An 18,472-nucleotide genomic window follows, 5' to 3' on the forward strand; every position below is an offset into this window, starting at 1 on the left:
TCCGCGATTGAGCGGGGAGGGGTTCGAACCTATATTTTCACAATCGCTGTTTTTAGGAAGCTGGTCATGTTGTTCCGCGTCGCTTTGCTCCTCTCCCTGTCTTGCGTTGTCTTGCCTGCTCACGCCCAGGCGCCAACGCGCCAGGTTCCAGAGAGCCGCCAGCAATTGGTTCTCTCCTATGCGCCGGTGGTGAAGCGCACGGTGCCGGCGGTGGTGAACGTCTATGCGTCGCGCACCGAGCGGACGCCGACCAACCCGTTGTTCGATGATCCGTTCTTCCGCCAGTTCTTCGGGCAGGGCGGCCGTCCGCAGACCCAGCAATCCCTGGGGTCTGGTGTGATCGTCGATTCGGCAGGACTGGTCGTCACCAACAACCATGTCATCGAGGGCATGACCGATGTGAAGGTGGCGCTGTCCGACCGGCGTGAGATCGATGCCGAGATCGTGCTGCGCGATCCACGTACCGATCTCGCGATCCTGCGCCTAAAGACCGGCAAGGATTTCCCCTCCCTCGACATTGGTGATTCCGATGCGTTGGAAGTGGGAGACGTGGTGCTGGCTGTCGGCAACCCCTTCGCTGTCGGTCAGACGGTGACGCAAGGCATCGTCTCGGGATTGGCGCGGACGCAGGTCGGCATTTCCGACTATGGTTTCTTCATCCAGACCGACGCGGCCATCAATCCGGGTAATTCCGGCGGTGCGCTCGTTGATATGGATGGGCGGCTCGTCGGCATCAACTCGGCGATCTATTCGCGTTCCGGCGGTTCGGTCGGCATTGGTTTCGCTATTCCGGTCAACATGGTGAAGGTCGTTCTCGCCACCGCCAAGGGTGGTGGACGACAAGTGCGTCGCCCCTGGCTAGGTGCGACCCTGCAGAGCGTTTCACGCGAGATCGCCGATTCCATCGGCCTTGATCGTCCGTCTGGTGCTCTGGTCGCCGATGTCATCGCCAAGAGCGCGGCAGAGGACGCGGGCCTGAAGCGGAGCGACGTGATCGTGGCGGTCGATGGTCAAGCCGTGGTGGATCCGGAAAGTCTCGGCTTCCGCCTCGGCACCAAGCCAGTCGGGGGAACCGCTTCCTTGAGCATTCTGCGTGGCGGCAAACCGCTTACTCTGCCGATCAAACTTCAGGTCGCGCCGGAAGATCCGCCGCGTGAGGAAGTCAAGATCAGCGCGGGACGCTCGCCTTTCGTTGGCGCGACCTTGGTCAATTACTCGCCGGCGATCGGCGAAGAGTTCTCCGTGCATGGCGTGCGCGAAGGTGTGGTCGTCATCGATATCGAGGATGGTTCCAACGCGCAGTCGCTCGGCCTGCAGAAGGGCGATGTCATCGTTTCGATCAACGATGTGAAAATGGCTCGCACCAAGGATATGCAGAACGCGACGTCGCAGCGCCGTCTGTTCTGGCAGATCACTGTTGGGCGTGATGGTCAGCTCTTCACCACCGTCATCAACGGTGGCTGAAAAGAAAAAGCCCGGGCGATTAGCCCGGGCTTTAAGCTTTAAGGCTTGAAGCTTACGCCGCCCGGCGGGACGACGCGGTCTTGCCGACGCGCCGCTTGAGCGACGTCCAAAGCTTGCGGATCTCTTCGGCGGCTTCGCCGGAAGGATGCAATTCGGTGACGCCGAGACCGAGGCGAGATGCCTCCTGATAGTCGACGCGCGAAGCGATCATCGGATTGAGCAGGCCGCCCATGGCCTCCAGCGCCTTGGCACCCTGTTCAACACGGGCGCTCTGCTGGGACGGCGGGCATTGATTGAGCAGGAACGCATATTCCTTGCGCAGGGCGCGCAACTGCTTGCGGGTCGTCTCGCTGGCCCACAGATCGAAGGCATTGGGGCGAGCCGGGATGACGCAGAGGTCAGCGACTTTCATCGCCGCTTGCGAGGCGATCGAGTCGGTGCCGGGCGTATCGATGATGACGGTGGTGACGCCAGCCTTTTCCATGGCGGCAACGGCGCTCGACAGTTTGCCGGGCGTAAAGGTGGTGACACCGATGTCTTTTTCTTCACGGACCTTGGCCCAGCGCGCGAGCGAAGCCTGCGGATCCATATCGACGACAATGACCTTTTCGCCACTTTCCGCGGCCGCAACGGCGAGCGAGGAAGCAATCGTACTCTTACCGGATCCGCCCTTTTGGGTGACCAAAGCAATAATTCGCATATTATGTCCCCTGTTTCCTAACATCCCTTGGCGCTAGGTCCCTGGGAGACGGCGCCGCTTCTTTTCGTTCGCACGGAAATGAGCGAAGGAAATATGGTTAACTTGATTAAAGAATCTAACTGAAACGTTAACGAATTGTCGCAAAATGATCCAGCTCCGGTCAAGCCATGTCTGATCTGTTCGCGAAGCCTTCGTCAGAAAGCCTTGCGCCACGGCCACTTGCTGATCGCATGCGGCCGAAGAAGTTGGCTGAGGTTGCAGGGCAAGATCACCTTCTTGGCCCCGATGGCGCGCTGACGCGACTGATTCGCTCCGGCTCTTTGGGCTCGCTGATCTTCTGGGGGCCGCCTGGAACGGGCAAGACAACAGTGGGGCGTTTGCTGGCGCAGGAGACGCACGCCGACTTCGTTCAGATCTCGGCGATCTTCTCTGGCGTTGCCGATCTGAAGAAAGTGTTCGAGGCGGCGCGTCGTTCTCATGGCGCTGGGCGGACGACATTGTTGTTCGTCGATGAGATCCATCGTTTCAATCGGGCCCAGCAGGATTCGTTTCTGCCGGTGATGGAAGACGGCACGATCACGCTGATCGGCGCCACCACCGAGAACCCGTCGTTCGAACTCAACGCGGCGCTCCTGTCGCGCGCGCGGGTGATGACGTTTCGCTCGCTCGACGAGGAAGCGATCGGCAAGCTTCTCGCCCGAGCCGAGAGCCTTGAAGGTAAGGCGCTGCCGCTTGATGAAGGCGCGCGCCACAGTCTGGTGCGGATGGCGGATGGTGATGGCCGCGCCGCGCTCACATTGGCTGAGGAAATCTGGCGTGCGGCTGGCGAAGGCGAGATTTTCGACATCGAGCATCTGGGCGAGATCGTCCAGCGTCGCGCCCCGATCTACGACAAGGGGCAGGAGGGGCATTACAATCTGATCAGCGCCCTGCACAAATCGGTGCGCGGTTCAGATCCCGATGCGGCGCTTTATTATCTGGCGCGCATGCTCGATGCCGGTGAGGATCCTTTGTTCATCGCCCGGCGCGTGGTTCGCATGGCGATCGAAGACATCGGCCTGGCTGATCCGCAAGCGCTTCTCGTCGCCAATGCGGCGAAGGAGGCCTATGATTTCCTGGGTACGCCCGAAGGTGAACTGGCGCTGGCCAATGCGGTTCTCTATGTCGCCTCGGCGCCGAAATCGAACGCCGCCTATGTCGCCTGGCAGAAGGCCACCGCCCTGGCCAAGACCTATGGCTCGCTGATGCCGCCGCAGACCATTTTGAACGCGCCGACCAAGCTGATGAAGGACGAGGGTTATGGCGCCGGCTATCGCTATGACCATGACCAGCCGGACGCTTTTTCCGGCCAGAACTACTGGCCCGAGAAACTGGGGCGGCGGAGCCTTTATGAGCCGGTGGAACGCGGTTTCGAGCGCGAAGTGCGCAAGCGGCTGGAATACTGGGCCAAGCTGCGCCAGGAACGCGGCGAATCCTGACATTCATTCCCGGATTCATTCCTGGATTCTTGCCCTTTTGAAGTGATGACGGGGCCGGTTCCGCCCTCTATAGAGGGGGCATGATGGGTTTTTTGATCGTATTTTTTGGCGCCGGACTTGGGGGCGCGCTCCGCCATGGGGTGAATTTGGGCTGCGCACGCCTGTGCGGGACCGATTTTCCCTGGGGGACGCTGGCCGTCAACGTTCTGGGTTCTTTTGTCATGGGCGGGCTGGTGGCCTGGCTGGCGTTCCGCGCCAGCGAGAGCTGGACGCAGCATACGCGGCTGTTCCTGACGACCGGCATTCTTGGCGGCTTCACGACATTTTCGGCGTTTTCGCTGGATACCATGCAGCTGTGGGAGCGGGGCGAGGTGGCGACCGCCGGGCTCTATGCGCTCGCTTCCGTGGGTGCGTCGGTTGCGGCGCTGGCCATAGGCCTTGCTTTGGTTAGGGCGCTGTCATGAGCGATGGACAGAGCACAGCCGTGCAGACATTGATCGTCAGCGCCGACGAAGACGGCATGCGGCTTGACCGCTGGTTCCGCCGGCACTTTCCCGCGCTTTCGCTCGCCCATCTCAACCGCATCGTTCGCAAGGGCGAAGTGCGGGTTGATGGCAAACGCACCGAGACGTCGACGCGCATCGCCGATGGCAACACCATCAGGGTGCCGCCGCTGAAGCTCGATGCGCCGCCGGCCGCTCCGGCGGTCAAGAAGGCACGGCCGGCTTCGCCCGACGACGTGCGCATGCTGAAAGAGCTTGTCCTGTTCGAGGACAAATATCTGATGGCGATCAACAAGCCCTATGGGTTGGCCGTGCAGGGTGGTTCCGGAACGACGCGCCATGTCGACGGCATGCTGATGGCCATGGCCAACGAGAAGGGCGAACGCCCGGTGCTCGTGCATCGTCTCGATCGGGACACGTCGGGCGTGCTGCTGATCGCCAAGTCGCGCAAGATCGCCTCGGACCTCGGCGAAATCTTCCGCTCGCGCCAGGCGCGCAAAATCTACTGGGCGGTTGTCGAAGGCGTGCCCAAGCCGTTCCAGGGCCGTATCTCGTTGTTCCTGGCCAAGGGGCCGGGCATGGGCGACAAGCGCGGTGAGCAACGGCCCGCTTCCTCCGCGCGCATTGATCCCGAGAAGATGCGCGTCGCCAAACACGGCGAAGAGGACGCGCAGCATTCGGTGACCTTCTATGCCACGGTGGACAAGGTGGCGCCGCGGCTCGCCTGGCTGTCGATGAAGCCGATCACCGGCCGCACCCATCAGTTGCGCGCCCATGCGGAGGCCATCGGCCATCCGATCATCGGCGATCCGAAATATGGGCTCGATCTGAAGAGCAATGATCCGCGCCGCACCGATCCGATGCGCGCCATCCCTGCTGAGATCGAACGCAAGCTGCATCTGCTGGCGCGGCGTCTCGTCCTGCCGCATCCGCGCGGTGGCACGCTCGATATCACCGCGCCGCTGCCGCCGCATATGCAGAAGACCTTCGATTTCTTCGGCTTCGACGTGAAGCAATATGATCCCATCGAGGATGCCCCACAGGAGTAGTTCGTGAGCGAATGTCGTCTGCCCCCACTCGCTGAAAAAGACTTCACGCCCGAGCAGAAGCAGGCGCATGACGAGTTCGTGGCCGAACGCAAGGTTGGATTTTCCGGGCCGTGGCATGTGTTCATCCGTTCGCCGGAACTGCTGACCCGCACGCACCGCGTTGGTGAGTTCCTGCGTTATCGCTGCTCGCTGTCGGGCCGGTTGAGCGAGTTCACCATTCTGATGGTGGCGCGGCACTGGACACAGGATTTCGAGTGGGGCGCCCATCGCAAACATGCACTGGCCGCTGGCGTCACCGAAGAGACGGTGGCGGCGATCCGCGACGGACGCCGGCCGGTGCCGCTGACCAAGGAAGAGCAGATCGTCTGGGATTTCGTTTCCGAATTGCTCGCCACGCGCCGGGTCAGCGATGCGACCTATGAGCTCGCCAAGGTGCAATTCGGCGAGACCGGCGTGGTCGAGCTCTGCGGCCTTGTCGGCTATTATTCGCTGCTGGCGATGACGATGAATGTGGCGCGCGTCGCGCCGCCGTCTGGCGAAACGGCGTTGCCGCGCTTTCCGGAGTGATGATGGGCGACGATCCCAAGCGTGATCCCGAGCGCGATCTCTTGCGCGACCTGCTGCCCACCACCGGAGAGAATATCGATCCGGTGGAAATGGCGCGGCGCGATCAGCGTAAGGCCTTGCCGCGCCGCTTCTACAAGAACGCCGACACGCGCGAAGAAGATGGCCAGTTTACGCTGGTGCTCGACGGCCGTCCGGCGCTGACCCCGGCGCGCAATCAGCTGGCGGTGCCGGATGCCCGGCTCGCGCAATTGCTGGTGGCTGAGTGGGAGGCGCAGAAGGAGGTCATTGACCCGTCCGCAATGCCGCTGACTCGTCTCGTTAATTCGGCGCTCGATGGTGTGGCGCGCGACATCGCGGCCGTGCAGGCTGAAGTGGTCAAATACGCTGGCTCGGACTTGCTGTGTTATCGCGCCGGCGAGCCGGAGACGCTTGCCGCCGCACAGCGCCAAGCCTGGGATCCTGTCATCGCCTGGATGCGCGAGACCCATGGTGCTCGCTTTGTCCTGGCTGAAGGGGTGATGCATGCGGCGCAGCCGGAAGAAACGCTCGCGGCCGTTCATGCGGTGGTGGCGGATCTGACCGGGCAGGGCGTGGCGGCGCCTTTGAAGGCCGCCGCCTTGAACACGGTGACGACCTTGACCGGCTCGGCGCTGCTGGCGCTGGCGCTGGCATCAGGTAAGCTCGCAGCCGATGAAGCCTGGGCCGCGGCGCAGGTGGATGAGGATTATCAGATGCGCGTCTGGGGCGCCGACGCCGAGGCCGTTGAGCGCCAGGCGCGACGCAAGATCGAAATGGATGCAGCGGCCGCGGTGCTGGCCGCGCTCGCCTAAACACCGGGCCCACAGATTAGCCGGAGGATGCTCGTGAAACATATTATTGCTGATCTGAAAGAGCGGCGGGGGAAAGCGGCTCTGGGCGGCGGGCAGGCGCGGATCGACGCGCAGCACAAGCGCGGCAAGCTTACGGCGCGGGAGCGGATCGACCTCCTGCTCGATCACGATTCCTTCGAAGAATTCGATATGTTCGTGCAGCATCGCTCGACCGACTTCGGCATGGACAAGGCCGAGAAGATCCCGGGCGACGGTGTCGTCACCGGCTGGGGCACGGTGAACGGCCGCACGGTCTTCGTCTATGCCAAGGATTTCACCGTGTTCGGCGGCTCCCTGTCGGAGACCCATGCGCAGAAGATCATGAAGATCCAGGATATGGCGCTGAAGAACCGCGCGCCGATCATCGGGCTCTTCGATGCTGGCGGTGCGCGTATTCAGGAAGGCGTTGCAGCACTTGGCGGCTATGCGGAAGTGTTCCAACGCAACGTTCTGGCTTCGGGCGTTATCCCGCAGATCTCGGTGATCATGGGCCCCTGCGCGGGTGGCGACGTCTATTCGCCGGCCATGACCGATTTCATCTTCATGGTGCGCGACACCAGCTATATGTTCGTCACCGGACCCGAGGTGGTGAAGACCGTCACCAATGAAACGGTGACGGCGGAGGAGCTGGGCGGCGCTTCGGTGCACACCACCAAGTCTTCCGTTGCCGATCATGCCTATGACAATGATGTAGAGGCGCTGCTGCAGATCCGGCGGCTGATCGATTTCCTGCCGTCGTCAAACCGCGACGATGTGCCGGAATGGCCGGCATTCGACGCGGTGGATCGCTTCGATTATTCGCTCGATACGCTTGTCCCTGACAATCCCAACAAGCCTTACGACATCCGCGAGCTCATTTCGAAAGTCGCTGACGAAGGTGACTTCTTCGAAATCCAAGAAGCGCATGCGCGCAATATCGTCACGGGCTTCGGGCGGATCGAAGGGCGCACGATCGGTTTCGTCGCCAATCAGCCGATGGTGCTGGCGGGTGTTCTCGACAGCGATGCATCGCGCAAGGCGGCGCGCTTCGTGCGCTTCTGCGATGCGTTCAACATTCCCATCGTTACCTTTGTCGATGTGCCAGGCTTTTTGCCGGGCACGGCGCAGGAATATGGCGGCCTGATCAAGCATGGTGCGAAACTGCTGTTCGCCTATGCGGAAGCGACGGTACCAAAAGTCACAGTCATCACGCGCAAGGCCTTTGGGGGCGCCTATGACGTGATGGCGTCCAAACATCTGCGGGGCGATTTCAACTATGCCTGGCCGTCGGCGCAGATCGCGGTGATGGGTGCCAAGGGCGCGGTCGAGATCATCTTCCGGGCTGATATCAAGGATGCCGAGAAGATCGCAGCGCGGACCAAGGAATATGAAGATCGCTTTCTGTCACCCTTCGTTGCCGCTGAACGCGGCTATATCGATGAGGTGATCATGCCGCATGCAACGCGCAAACGTATCGCGCGCGCATTGGCCATGCTGCGCCACAAGGATCTGGAAAATCCTTGGAAGAAACACGACAATATTCCACTGTAGAAGTCTTAGAAACGCATCATCGCCCCGGCGCGCATGGCGAAAATGGCATTCTTGTCGTTGTGCCATTCGCCTCTGAGATTGGCGAACAGGCTGTAGGCGCCCTGGCCGCGCCATTCGAGGCCGGCAACAGCGAACAGGCCGAGCGTCGTGCGCGGGCCGGTCGGGTCGATACTGACAGCGGAGCCGGCGAGTTGGGCCAACACATCCGAGCCATTGCTTCGGCGTGAGATGACGCCCAGTGTTTCGTAGACATGCAAGGTGCCATCGAGATAGCGATAGATGTGGCTACCGGTGATTTCGGCGCGCATTTCGCTGGTGCGCGTGCTGCGGCCGCCAAGCGTCATGCCGGCGACGGGATCGTTCTCGGTCGTGCCGTTCCATCCGGTCACTGTATAGCGATAGTGGATGGAAGGTTTGATGCTCGTGGTGTCATTGACAGCGATGTCGACGCCAGCGCCAATCTCCGGGCTCAAGAATTTGCCGCTGGTATGACCGGTGACGGTGGCCTGGCCCGTGGCGAGCATGTTGCTGACGACGGTGCGCGTGCTCTGACCTGAGGTGATGCCGCCCGTCACCGCTGCTTCGACGAAGAAGATGTCTTGCGAATAGCGTCCGTAGACACCGGCGACGCCATAGGTCGCCTGGTGCGAGAGTGGGTCGGTGCCGCTGGCTTTCGAATTGCCCATGGCGCCACCGACGAAGGCGCCGATGCGCAGGGGCGCCATCTGGGCGCTTTCGATGCCAATGACCGCGCCAGTGCTGGTTGCCGTATAGCCCGCGGTCCTGGTGGTTTCGCCTTGTCGGCGCGCGCCGCCGAACGGCTCGATGTAAAAGCCGGTATTGCTTTGCCGGCGATTGACGGGTTCGCTGATGCGGCCGAGCGTGATGTCGCGCACCGCGTCGGTTACGTCGCTGACACCGCGATCGGCCATCTGCTGGGTCGTCGTGTCGACCACGACGATGGCATTGCCAGTGCGCTGCCACCCCGGCGCATTGCTGACGTTGATCTGCGCACCTTGCAAGGTGTCGAAAACCAGAACCTGCGAACGATGGCCGCCGGCATCGAGATTGATCGTGTCGCCGCCACCGCCGATCGCGATCAGGCCGCTGATGCGGGAGTTGCGGCCGATGGTCAGCGTATCGGCCGCGCCGGTGAGCTGGATCGCGACGCCTGACGTGCCGATAATCGTGCCATTGTTGTTGATGACGGAGCCAGCGGATGGCGTCGATGACGCATTCACCTGAACGCCGGTGGCCCCAGAGATGGAGCCGCCGTTGGTGATGTTGACGGAGCCGCTGGCGCCAACGCCGACCGCTGCCCCCGAGACCTGGCCGCTGTTGTTGAGATTGGCTGTATTGCCCGCGAAGAAGCCGATTGAGCCGGCGCCCGTGGCGAGGACCGCGCCAGTATTGGTCAAAGTCATATTACTGGCGCCGGCCACGGCCACGGCGCCATTGCCGGTTGCCGAGATGCGGCCTTGATTGGTGACGGTGCTGTCGCCGGTGCTGTAAACGCCATAAGCGGCTTGGCTGCCATTGCCACCAGCCAAGATCACACCCGTATTGGTGATGGAGGCGCTGTTGCCGATGGCGACGCCGATCGAGGGTGTCGCGGCGCTGGTCGATACGTCGGCGGAAATCTGGCCGCTGTTGGTGATCGTCGCGTTGCGGCCGATGTTGACGGCGACACCGTTGTTGGCCGCCGAGATCAAGCCGTTATTGGCGACCGAGGCATCGTTGGTGACGCGAATGCCGGTCGAGCCGTCGCCGCTGGCCGAGACCTGGCTGTTGTTGGTGAGCGACAGGTTGGTGGCTTGGATCGCCGTGCTGCCGGCGCCTGATGACAATATGGCGCCGCCATTGGTGATACTCGCAGAGCCATCGACGGCGATAGCGCCTGTTTTGCCGGTCACCGTGCCGTTGTTGGTCAGGTTGAAAGCGCCGATACTGTAGAAAGCCGCGCCCGCCTGGCCATCGATCGTACCGGTGTTGGTGGCATTGACGCCGAAGGCGCTGATCCCGCCAACAATCCGCGCCCGGTTGGTGAGCTCTAAATTGCCGGCAGCGCGAACGGCCAATCCAGACGTGTTGCCGACGGAGATCGTGCCGTCGTTGACGACTTTGGCGTTGCCCGCGGCATTGCCGGTCACGTCAACGCCGACATCGAGAGCATCGATCGTGCCATTGTTCGTCAACTGCAGGCTCTGCGACTGTGTGCCGATCCGGCCGGAGATGCGGCCATTGTTTTCCAATTGCAGGGATGAAGACGTGGAGATGCCGACGGTCTGTCCCTGGATCAGGCCATTGTTGGTTCCGTTTATGCCGCCTTGGCCGGCAACGCCGCTCGCCCCCGTGCCACGAATGACGCCGTTGTTGTGGAGGATCAGCAAGTCCTCGCCGGTGACGCCGTTGGTATTGCCGGTTATTGAGCCGTCGTTCAGCAAGGTGCCCGATGGGCCCATGGAAACACCGGCATTGGTGCTCGCGGTGCCGCCGATAACCGTGGTGCCATATTGGATGTGGACGTCGCCGATGAGGCCGGCGTTATCGACACCATTGGGGCTGATTGCGCCGGTGCATTCCAAAGTGCCATTGCCAGAGAGCGTGCAATCGGCGTGAGCGACATCAAGCGGGAGGGTTGCGGCCAGAAAAACGGTGGCGCAGCTTGCAAGCGGCGCAACGCCTTTTCTGCCGCGCCGGCGCTGACCAGCCCTAGAACCCGAATTCATTCCCAATCCCCGACGCCGTCGCGTCCCAATGGCTCACACTCTGCAGCTCGCAAACTGGGGTGTCGGGCTTAACGGACTTATAAATCAAGGCTCTTCGGATTGTAGTGATCGCGGATTCAATTTGTTTACGTAAACAAGGTGTTACGGTTTTAGCTGGTGGCGAACCGGTTATGGAATCGGCAACCAAACCTGTTGCGTGGCCTTTAACCCTGTGCCGCGAAGCCTGCGGCGCGTTCATCGGATGGCAACGGCCATGACCTAGAGGTTAACGTCATCAAGACGGCGTCGTTAAAGAAGCCGCAGAACGGGGTCGAGCAAATGGACATGAACAGGACTGGTCTTGGTGAACATCTTGATCGCGGCCGCGCCGCTGTCGTTTCACTGACGAATGCCAACGAAGTCACGACGGAAGATGTGGTGCGGTTGCGCCGATTGATCTTCTCGCAAACCAGTGTCGGGCGTGACGAAGCCGAGGCGCTGTTTCATCTTGAGCGTAGCAGCGCGGTGAAATGCCCCGAATGGACGGCACTGTTCGTCGAGGCGATCACCGATCACGTCGTCTGGCAGGCGCGTCCGACCGGCGTCGTCAACACACCGCAAGCCGAATGGTTGATCCAGCAGGCAGACAAGACCTGCACGCTCAACACCTTCGCTTTGCTGGTCAATGTCCTGGCCGAGGCGCATCGGGTACCGGCTTGGTTGCCGGCGGCGGTTCGCGGTCGCGCGGGCGCAGGCTGGCAAGGGCTCGGAAATGTCTTGGAAAAGGCCGTGCAGAAGGCCGCTTGAGCCGTATTTTCTGTAAAATTGACCTATAGACGGCTGTGCGTGCCCCTTTTAGAACAGTCGGGCCGGCGCTTTCCTTGCCGGCCGTCGGGGCATGAATGTTCAAGAAAATTCTGATCGCCAATCGGGGCGAGATTGCTTGCCGTGTCATCAAAACCGCCCGCCGCATGGGAATTGCCACGGTTGCGGTTTATTCGGACGCTGATCGTGATGCCCTGCATGTGGCGATGGCCGATGAGGCCGTCCACATCGGCCCAGCGCCCGCCGCCGAATCCTATCTCCTGATCGACCGGATCGTCGCCGCCTGCCAGCAGACGGGGGCCGAGGCCGTGCATCCGGGCTACGGCTTCCTATCGGAGCGCCAGGCCTTCGCCGAGGCGCTAAAAGCGGCCGGCATCATCTTCATCGGCCCCAATCCGCGCGCCATCGCCGCCATGGGCGACAAGATCGAGTCGAAGAAATTCGCCAATGCGGCCAAGGTTTCGACCGTGCCGGGGCATCTGGGCGTGATCGACAGTCCGGAACATGCGGTGCAGATCGCCGACGAGATCGGCTATCCGGTGATGATCAAGGCGTCGGCGGGTGGCGGCGGCAAGGGCATGCGCATTGCCAACTCGCGCGATGAGGTGGCGGAAGGATTTGAACGGGCGAAGTCCGAGGCCCTGTCGTCCTTCGGCGACGATCGTGTCTTCATCGAAAAGTTCATCGTCAATCCACGCCATATCGAAATTCAGGTGCTTGGCGACAAGCACGGCAATGTCATCTATCTCGGCGAGCGCGAATGTTCGATCCAGCGCCGCAACCAGAAGGTGATCGAGGAAGCGCCGTCACCGCTGCTCGATGAGGAAACGCGCCGCGCCATGGGCGCGCAAGCCGTCGCTCTCGCCAAGGCGGTCGATTACGATTCCGCCGGCACCGTCGAATTCGTCGCCGGCCAGGATCGCAGCTTCTACTTTCTGGAAATGAACACCCGTCTGCAAGTCGAGCATCCGGTGACCGAACTCGTCACCGGCATCGATCTGGTGGAGCAGATGATCCGTGTGGCGGCCGGCGAAACGCTGGCGATCCGCCAGAGCCATGTGCATCTGCGGGGATGGGCGGTGGAAAGCCGCGTCTATGCGGAAGACCCAGTGCGCGGCTTCCTGCCGTCGACCGGCCGCCTGGTGAAATATCGGCCGCCGACGGAAGGCCATTACGATGGCGTCACCGTGCGCAATGACACGGGCGTGCAGGAAGGCGGCGAGATCTCGATCTATTACGATCCGATGATCGCCAAGCTCGTCACGCATGCGGGCGATCGTGAGGCGGCCATCGACGCGCAAGCGCGGGCACTCGATGAATTCGTCATCGATGGCATCCGCCACAATATTCCGTTTCTGTCGTCGTTGATGCAGCACAAGCGCTGGCGCGAGGCCCGCTTGTCGACTGGCTTCATCGCCGAGGAATATCCGCATGGCTTCGCCATGCCGATGCCGGAAGGGGAAGCGCGCTTCGCTCTCACTGCCATCGCTGTTCATGCCGACCATGTCGCCAATGAGCGCAAGCGGCAGATTTCCGGCCAGATGCAAACGCAAAATCCGGTGGTGTTCCTGCGCGAACGCGCCGTCATTCTGCATGGCGAGCGCATCAACATTGTCGTCGACGAAGCTGACGATGGTTTGCTGGTTCGGATCGACGATGCGTCGGCGCGGGCGCTGCGCGTGCAATCGAGCTGGGTGCCAGGTGAATTGGTGTGGCGCGGTATGATCGACGACACGCCCTATGCCGCGCAGCTTCGTCCTGTGCTCAACGGTATGGCGTTGACCAGCCACGGCACCGCCGCGATCATTCATGTTTACACACGGCGAGAGGCCGATCTCGCGGCGATCATGCCGGAAAAGAAACAGGCCGACACGTCGAAGGCATTGATCTGCCCGATGCCCGGGCTGGTGAAAACGATCTTCGTCACCGAAGGGCAGCAGGTGAGCGCTGGCGAGCCGCTCTGCATCGTCGAGGCGATGAAGATGGAGAATGTGCTGCGGGCCGAGCGCGACGTGACCGTGCGCAAGTTGTTGGCCAAGGCCGGCGACTCGCTGGCCGTCGATGCGGTGATCATGGAATTTGCTTGAGGGTCTTCATAGCGTTTCACAGCTCGACGGACTCGTCGAGCGCCATGAAGACGAGTCCAAATAAGAGGATCTAAGCAAAATTGCGTTTCTACCGAAACGTGATTTGCTCTAGTCGCGGGTCCGCAAATCCTCAGGCATCGGCTCGTCGGGGCTTTCCGTGTCCCAGGCTTGCGCGACGATGCGCCAGGCTCCGGCGTCTTTGATCAGAAGCATCATTTCGACGCCGTGGCTTATCTTCTCGTTGTTTTCGGTGATCCGACAACCCGCCGCCGCAATGGCGACATTGCCGAAAATGCGAATGTCCACGCCCAGGACGTCTTCATGGAAGGCGCGAAGGTTGGTCTGGGCCAGGCCCTTCATACGAGTGACGAAATCCTCGACGCTCTGTGATCTGGCCGGGCGCACTGCTGCAAAGAGGGCGGCGCCGGGAAGAAAATCTCCGGCAAAGCCGGTCCAGTTGCCGGAGGTTCCTGGTGTCCAGGCGAGGCTGGCGAATTGCCTGGCAATAATGGCATCGATGGCTTTACGATCATCGCTCATGGCGGCTCCGATGGCTGCCTATTGGTGAGACAATAGTGAGCGCAGTGGCGGGCTGGACGCAAGCCAGCGAGGGCGTTATCGCTTTGTTGATCTGAAACTTGAGGCCGTTATGCCGCTTTATTTCGCCTATGGCTCGAACATGGATGTGGCGGCGATGCAGGTGCGCTGCCCGCGTTCGCGGCCGGTAAGCCGGGCAATCCTGCCGCGCCATCGCTTCATCATCATGGCGGAAGGCTATGCCTCTGTGCAGCGCGATGGCACGCGCAGCGTGCATGGCGTGTTGTGGGACGTGGCGCTGGGCGATATGCGGACGCTCGATACCTATGAGAGCATTGGCAGCGGTCTCTACACCAAGATTTCCCAGCCGGTGTTGCGCGATGCGGGGGCGTCGGTGCGCGCGCTGGTTTATGTCGGACGTGGCAAAGGCGGCGGTCGCCCGCTCGATGGCTATATGGAAGCGGTGATCGCGGCGGCGAAATCCTGGCAGTTGCCGGAGAACTACATGCGCGAATTGTCCGCGCTGGCGCCAGGTATGGGGCAGACGACGACGTCGCAAGGTTTCACGCAACCGACGGTGGCGCCGAAAGTCAGGCCGCGTTTCGCGACGCCGTTGGATCGGCGCTGATTTGAACCGTCGCGGGGTTGAGCCGCGGCGGTTCCCTATCGAAGTCCGATCAATTGATGACGGTGTTGGATTTTTTCACCACGTCGGACCAGCGGGCCGACTCTTCGATCATCATCTTGCGGAAGTCTTCGCCGCTCGAGCCGATCGGATCGGTCCCTTCGCTGGCGAAGCGCTCACGGACGAACGGGCTGCTGACTGCATCGATGCTGGCCGCCCGCAGCTTTTCGACCACGTCTTGCGGCGTTCCCTTCGGCACGACGAAGCCATACCAGGCGCCGGTCGCATAATCCTTGATGCCGGCTTCCATCAAGGTCGGCACGTCGGGCAGAGCCGTGATACGCTTGTCCGGGCTCACGGCCAACGCCTTCACCGTCCCTGACGAAATCAGCCCGGTGACGGATGGCAGGCTGGTGATCATGAAATCGGTCTGTCCACTGACAAGATCATTGAGGGCAGGGCCAGCGCCGCGATAAGGCACATGGGTGACATCGAGATCGCCGAGCTGAGCCATCAGCATGACCGCCAGGTGGCTGGCCGATCCATTGCCGGCGCTGCCGTAGCTGAGTTTCCTGGGATTTTTTTTCGCGAAGTCGATGAACTCGGCGACCGAATTAAACGGCGATTTCTGCGGCACGACGAGCACCAGCGACACCGAGGCCAGAAGCGTCACGGGTTCGAAAGCCTGCAGCGGGTCGACTTTCAGATTTTTGAACAGATGAGGGTTGACCACCATCGGACCTTGGTTGGCCATGAGCATCGTATAGCCGTCGGCCGGTGCGGCTGCGACGATCTGCGAGGCAAGATTGCCGCCGCCCGTGCCGTTGTTTTCGACGATCACGGCTTGTCCCATTCTCTCGCCTACGGCCTGCGCCACGATGCGCGCGACCGCGTCCGTGCCGCCGCCGGCCGCATAGGGAACGAGCAATTTAATAGGACGTGCAGGGAAGTCCTGCGCGAACGCGGGTGGGAGTCCAAGAAGCGCCAATGCCAGGCCGGCTTGAACGAGACGCTGTTTGAACATGTTACCTCCTCCAAAATTCAATACTGTTTTCATCGCATCTCACGCGGTAAGCGTGCTTCGTCGGTGCTGATCGGCATGAGCACACGACCCTCCATCAAACGGCGCGCCGTGCGAAAAACGATGGCTTCTTCAGCAATGCTTTCATCGCCGTCCTGTCGTACCGTCGCGTCGACAGGCAGAATGCCGCTTGGATGTCCGATCCGCAGTTTGGAGCGGTCGGCCGGCTTCTGAGAGAGTTGGTTTGCGATTGTGCCGGGGATTTGGGACGCGACCGCAAGACACATCGCAGCCGTCAACGGTGTCGCCTTGTGCGGCTGACCGGCGGAGATCATCCGCGCCGTCAGATCCATCTGGGAGGCTTGGACGATATCTCCCGAGCTCATGGTCGTCTGTTGGGGTGGGCTCAAAATGCCGACGATTGGCAAATTCTTCAGTTTGGTGCGCGCTTCCTGCGGATCGCTCACCAGCCCCATGGCCACGGCAGCGGCGACGCGAATGTCCTCGAAGGCCGTCATGGCGCGGGCATTGTTGGTCAACGCCTCCGGCGTCTCCGTGCCACTCAGGCCAATCGTCTCGGCTTTGACGAAAACCGCCGGATTGGCGGCATCGACGAGCGACATCTGGATCCTGCCGAACGGGGGAATATTCAAGTCATCGATGGCTTTGCCGGTTGGCAGAAGTTTGCCGGTCGTCGCGCCGCCGAGATCGGTGAACGCCAGTTCGATTTCAGCTCCCGTGCCGCCAACACCCTGAATGGCGCATGCGCCATTCACCGCCGCCTTGCCATCCTCGACAGGAAAGTGCGCGACAATGATCTTGCCGGTATTGGTATTGTGAATGCGCACGGTGGCGCGGTCACCATCGGCTTTCACCAGGCCTTCATCGAGCGCGAACGGGCCGACAGCGGCTGAAATATTGCCGCAGTTTCCACGATAGCCGACAACCGGCTGTCCGATCGCGACCTGCGCAAAGGTGTAATCCACGTCCGCATCAGGGTGGGTCGGCGGTCCGATGACCGCGATCTTCGACAAGGATGAAATACCTCCGCCCAGGCCGTCGAGCTGGCGTCCGTTGGGGTCGGGAGAGCCCAGGGCCGCCAGAAACAGAGGATCCCACGGCCGGTAGTCTTTCGGCGTCGTGATCGGCGGCAGGTCGCGTTGATGAAAGAACAAGGCTCGGCTCGTTCCACCGCGCATATAAACGGCCGGAATGGCTATCTGGCCCATGTAGAACTCCTTGGACACACTTTGCTTGGGGCACGCGGCCGCAACGGACGAAACTGGGTGACGGATCGCGCCTAGGCCATTTCGCGCGTTTTCTCGATCAAGCCGCTGGTTTGCGGCCCTGTCCATACAGTCGATGGCACATAGACTTCTCCTGCCATCAGCCGGCGGGCGTGCCGAACCAGAGATGCCTGTTCCACCACGACGGAGCCATCCTTGTCTTGGACTTTGACATCGACGAACATCTTTCCTTGCGGATGTTCAATCGCGATATGCGTGACGCCGTCCGCGGCTTGCGACAGGGCGGCGACGTCGTAAGCGACCGTGCCGGGTATGCAGCTTGCTGTCGAAAGGCAGACGCCGCCGGTCACGGCATAGGCTGTCGCGATCGCGTGGGGCATGAAGTAGCGCGAAGCGATCGTGCCCCCTGCGCATGGTGGAGCGACCAGGGCAATTTTGGGAATGACGCGACCAGTCACGTCGCCAAAGCCCATCCGCTCTCCAGCGATCAGCCGAATTTTCTCCAGCGTCGCCAACAGTTGCCGATCGGTATCGAGTTCGATCTTGGTTTCGTAGCCGGTCTTGCCGACCTGTTGGGCGGGCACGAAGACGATCGGCATGGCCATGTCCACGCAGGACACGCGGACGCCATTGATCTCTTCCGCGCGCTGGCCGGTCGGGAAAAGCTTGCCGGTCTTGGCGCCGACCATTGCTTTAAAGTCCAACTGAATGGGCGCGTAGGCATCGTTCACGCCATCGATCCGGTGGGTGCCTTCGTAATCGACGCGGCCTCCAGGCGTTTGCACCACAGCCTCGACCAATGAGTTGGTGTTGACGTCGAATATGCGAACGCGTGTTTCGCCGTCTTGCGCGGCCACCAAGCCTTCGTCGATCGCGAACGGCCCTACGCCGGTGAGAATGTTGCCGCAAGAGGGCGACGTATCGACTTCGGCGCGATCGACCCAAACCTGGCTGAACAGATAGTCGACATCCGCGTCGGCGCGCATCGACTTGCGGACGACGGCGACCTTGCTGGTCACGGGATCGGAGCCGCCGATGCCGTCGATCTGGCGGATGTGCGGGCTACCCATCACGCGCAGGAGAACCTGTTTCCGCGTTTCCATATCGGCGGGAAGATCCCCGTCCTTGAAATAGGGCCCGCGTGAGGTTCCGCCACGCATCAGAACGCATTTGATGGGTGTTTGCATATCTCGCGCCTCTTGGTCGTCAGAAGTTGGGTGGTTTTCAGCGGCCCTGTGTCCGCAATGGTTCCCATGCGCTTG

16 protein-coding genes are annotated in these 18,472 nt (G+C 61.6%); 10 read left to right on the forward strand and 6 right to left on the reverse strand.

Features of this window, described 5'->3' with window-relative positions; genetic code table 11:
• Positions 1-66 precede the first annotated feature (66 nt).
• Positions 67-1,464 carry a DegQ family serine endoprotease gene (locus BLW50_RS03555; RefSeq protein WP_090697498.1) on the forward strand — a complete coding sequence of 466 codons (1,398 nt, stop codon included), beginning with the start codon at positions 67-69 and terminating at the stop codon, positions 1,462-1,464.
• 52 nt (positions 1,465-1,516) lie between these two features.
• Here the strand turns inward: BLW50_RS03555 and BLW50_RS03560 are convergent, their stop codons facing one another.
• Positions 1,517-2,164, reverse strand: coding sequence for a ParA family protein (locus tag BLW50_RS03560; protein ID WP_090697503.1), 648 nt, complete (start codon positions 2,162-2,164; stop codon positions 1,517-1,519).
• Positions 2,165-2,331: 167 nt separating this feature from the next.
• Between BLW50_RS03560 and BLW50_RS03565 the strand changes: the two genes are divergently transcribed.
• The 6 genes from BLW50_RS03565 (at position 2,332) to BLW50_RS03590 (ending at position 8,160) form a co-directional block, all read left to right on the forward strand.
• Positions 2,332-3,642, forward strand: a complete 1,311-nt coding sequence (locus tag BLW50_RS03565; protein WP_090697507.1) for a replication-associated recombination protein A — start codon at positions 2,332-2,334, stop codon at positions 3,640-3,642.
• 80 nt (positions 3,643-3,722) lie between these two features.
• The gene (crcB, locus tag BLW50_RS03570) at positions 3,723-4,106 is read left to right on the forward strand and encodes a fluoride efflux transporter CrcB (protein ID WP_090697511.1); all 384 of its coding nucleotides are present in this window, start codon (positions 3,723-3,725) and stop codon (positions 4,104-4,106) included.
• Positions 4,103-5,194: an RluA family pseudouridine synthase gene (locus tag BLW50_RS03575; RefSeq protein WP_090697515.1), complete on the forward strand. Its 1,092-nt coding sequence runs from the start codon at positions 4,103-4,105 to the stop codon at positions 5,192-5,194. The genes crcB and BLW50_RS03575 overlap by 4 nt, the downstream gene beginning before the upstream one ends.
• A gap of 3 nt (positions 5,195-5,197) precedes the next feature.
• A complete protein-coding gene (locus BLW50_RS03580; RefSeq protein ID WP_090697519.1) occupies positions 5,198-5,761 on the forward strand; it encodes a carboxymuconolactone decarboxylase family protein in 564 nt (187 codons plus the stop codon).
• A gap of 2 nt (positions 5,762-5,763) precedes the next feature.
• Positions 5,764-6,591 (forward strand): ATP12 family chaperone protein, encoded by an 828-nt coding sequence (locus tag BLW50_RS03585; RefSeq protein WP_090697521.1) that lies wholly within the window; start codon positions 5,764-5,766, stop codon positions 6,589-6,591.
• 33 nt (positions 6,592-6,624) lie between these two features.
• Positions 6,625-8,160, forward strand: a complete 1,536-nt coding sequence (locus tag BLW50_RS03590) for an acyl-CoA carboxylase subunit beta (RefSeq protein ID WP_090708639.1) — start codon at positions 6,625-6,627, stop codon at positions 8,158-8,160.
• A gap of 5 nt (positions 8,161-8,165) precedes the next feature.
• Here the strand turns inward: BLW50_RS03590 and BLW50_RS03595 are convergent, their stop codons facing one another.
• A complete protein-coding gene (locus BLW50_RS03595; protein WP_090697524.1) occupies positions 8,166-10,889 on the reverse strand; it encodes a beta strand repeat-containing protein in 2,724 nt (907 codons plus the stop codon).
• Between the two features lie 324 nt (positions 10,890-11,213).
• Between BLW50_RS03595 and BLW50_RS03600 the strand changes: the two genes are divergently transcribed.
• On the forward strand, positions 11,214-11,675 hold the full coding sequence (locus tag BLW50_RS03600; RefSeq protein WP_139267445.1) for a hypothetical protein: 462 nt from the start codon (positions 11,214-11,216) through the stop codon (positions 11,673-11,675).
• Positions 11,676-11,770: 95 nt separating this feature from the next.
• Positions 11,771-13,780: an acetyl-CoA carboxylase biotin carboxylase subunit gene (locus BLW50_RS03605; protein ID WP_090697533.1), complete on the forward strand. Its 2,010-nt coding sequence runs from the start codon at positions 11,771-11,773 to the stop codon at positions 13,778-13,780.
• A 108-nt stretch (positions 13,781-13,888) separates the two neighbouring features.
• On the opposite strand, the gene BLW50_RS03610 is transcribed toward BLW50_RS03605, so the two are convergent.
• Positions 13,889-14,320, reverse strand: coding sequence for a hypothetical protein (locus BLW50_RS03610; protein ID WP_090697536.1), 432 nt, complete (start codon positions 14,318-14,320; stop codon positions 13,889-13,891).
• A 109-nt stretch (positions 14,321-14,429) separates the two neighbouring features.
• On the opposite strand from BLW50_RS03610, the gene BLW50_RS03615 reads away from it, so the two are divergent.
• Positions 14,430-14,945, forward strand: a complete 516-nt coding sequence (locus BLW50_RS03615) for a gamma-glutamylcyclotransferase family protein (protein WP_090697540.1) — start codon at positions 14,430-14,432, stop codon at positions 14,943-14,945.
• Between the two features lie 49 nt (positions 14,946-14,994).
• Here the strand turns inward: BLW50_RS03615 and BLW50_RS03620 are convergent, their stop codons facing one another.
• From BLW50_RS03620 to BLW50_RS03630, 3 genes are all read right to left on the reverse strand, one after another.
• Positions 14,995-15,966: a Bug family tripartite tricarboxylate transporter substrate binding protein gene (locus tag BLW50_RS03620; protein ID WP_090697542.1), complete on the reverse strand. Its 972-nt coding sequence runs from the start codon at positions 15,964-15,966 to the stop codon at positions 14,995-14,997.
• A 29-nt stretch (positions 15,967-15,995) separates the two neighbouring features.
• On the reverse strand, positions 15,996-17,192 hold the full coding sequence (locus tag BLW50_RS03625) for a 2-methylaconitate cis-trans isomerase PrpF family protein (protein ID WP_090697545.1): 1,197 nt from the start codon (positions 17,190-17,192) through the stop codon (positions 15,996-15,998).
• 71 nt (positions 17,193-17,263) lie between these two features.
• The gene (locus tag BLW50_RS03630; RefSeq protein WP_090697549.1) at positions 17,264-18,397 is read right to left on the reverse strand and encodes a 4-oxalomesaconate tautomerase; all 1,134 of its coding nucleotides are present in this window, start codon (positions 18,395-18,397) and stop codon (positions 17,264-17,266) included.
• Between the last annotated feature and the right edge of the window lie 75 nt (positions 18,398-18,472).

The organism is Beijerinckia sp. 28-YEA-48, assembly GCF_900104955.1.
Lineage (GTDB): Bacteria > Pseudomonadota > Alphaproteobacteria > Rhizobiales > Beijerinckiaceae > Terripilifer.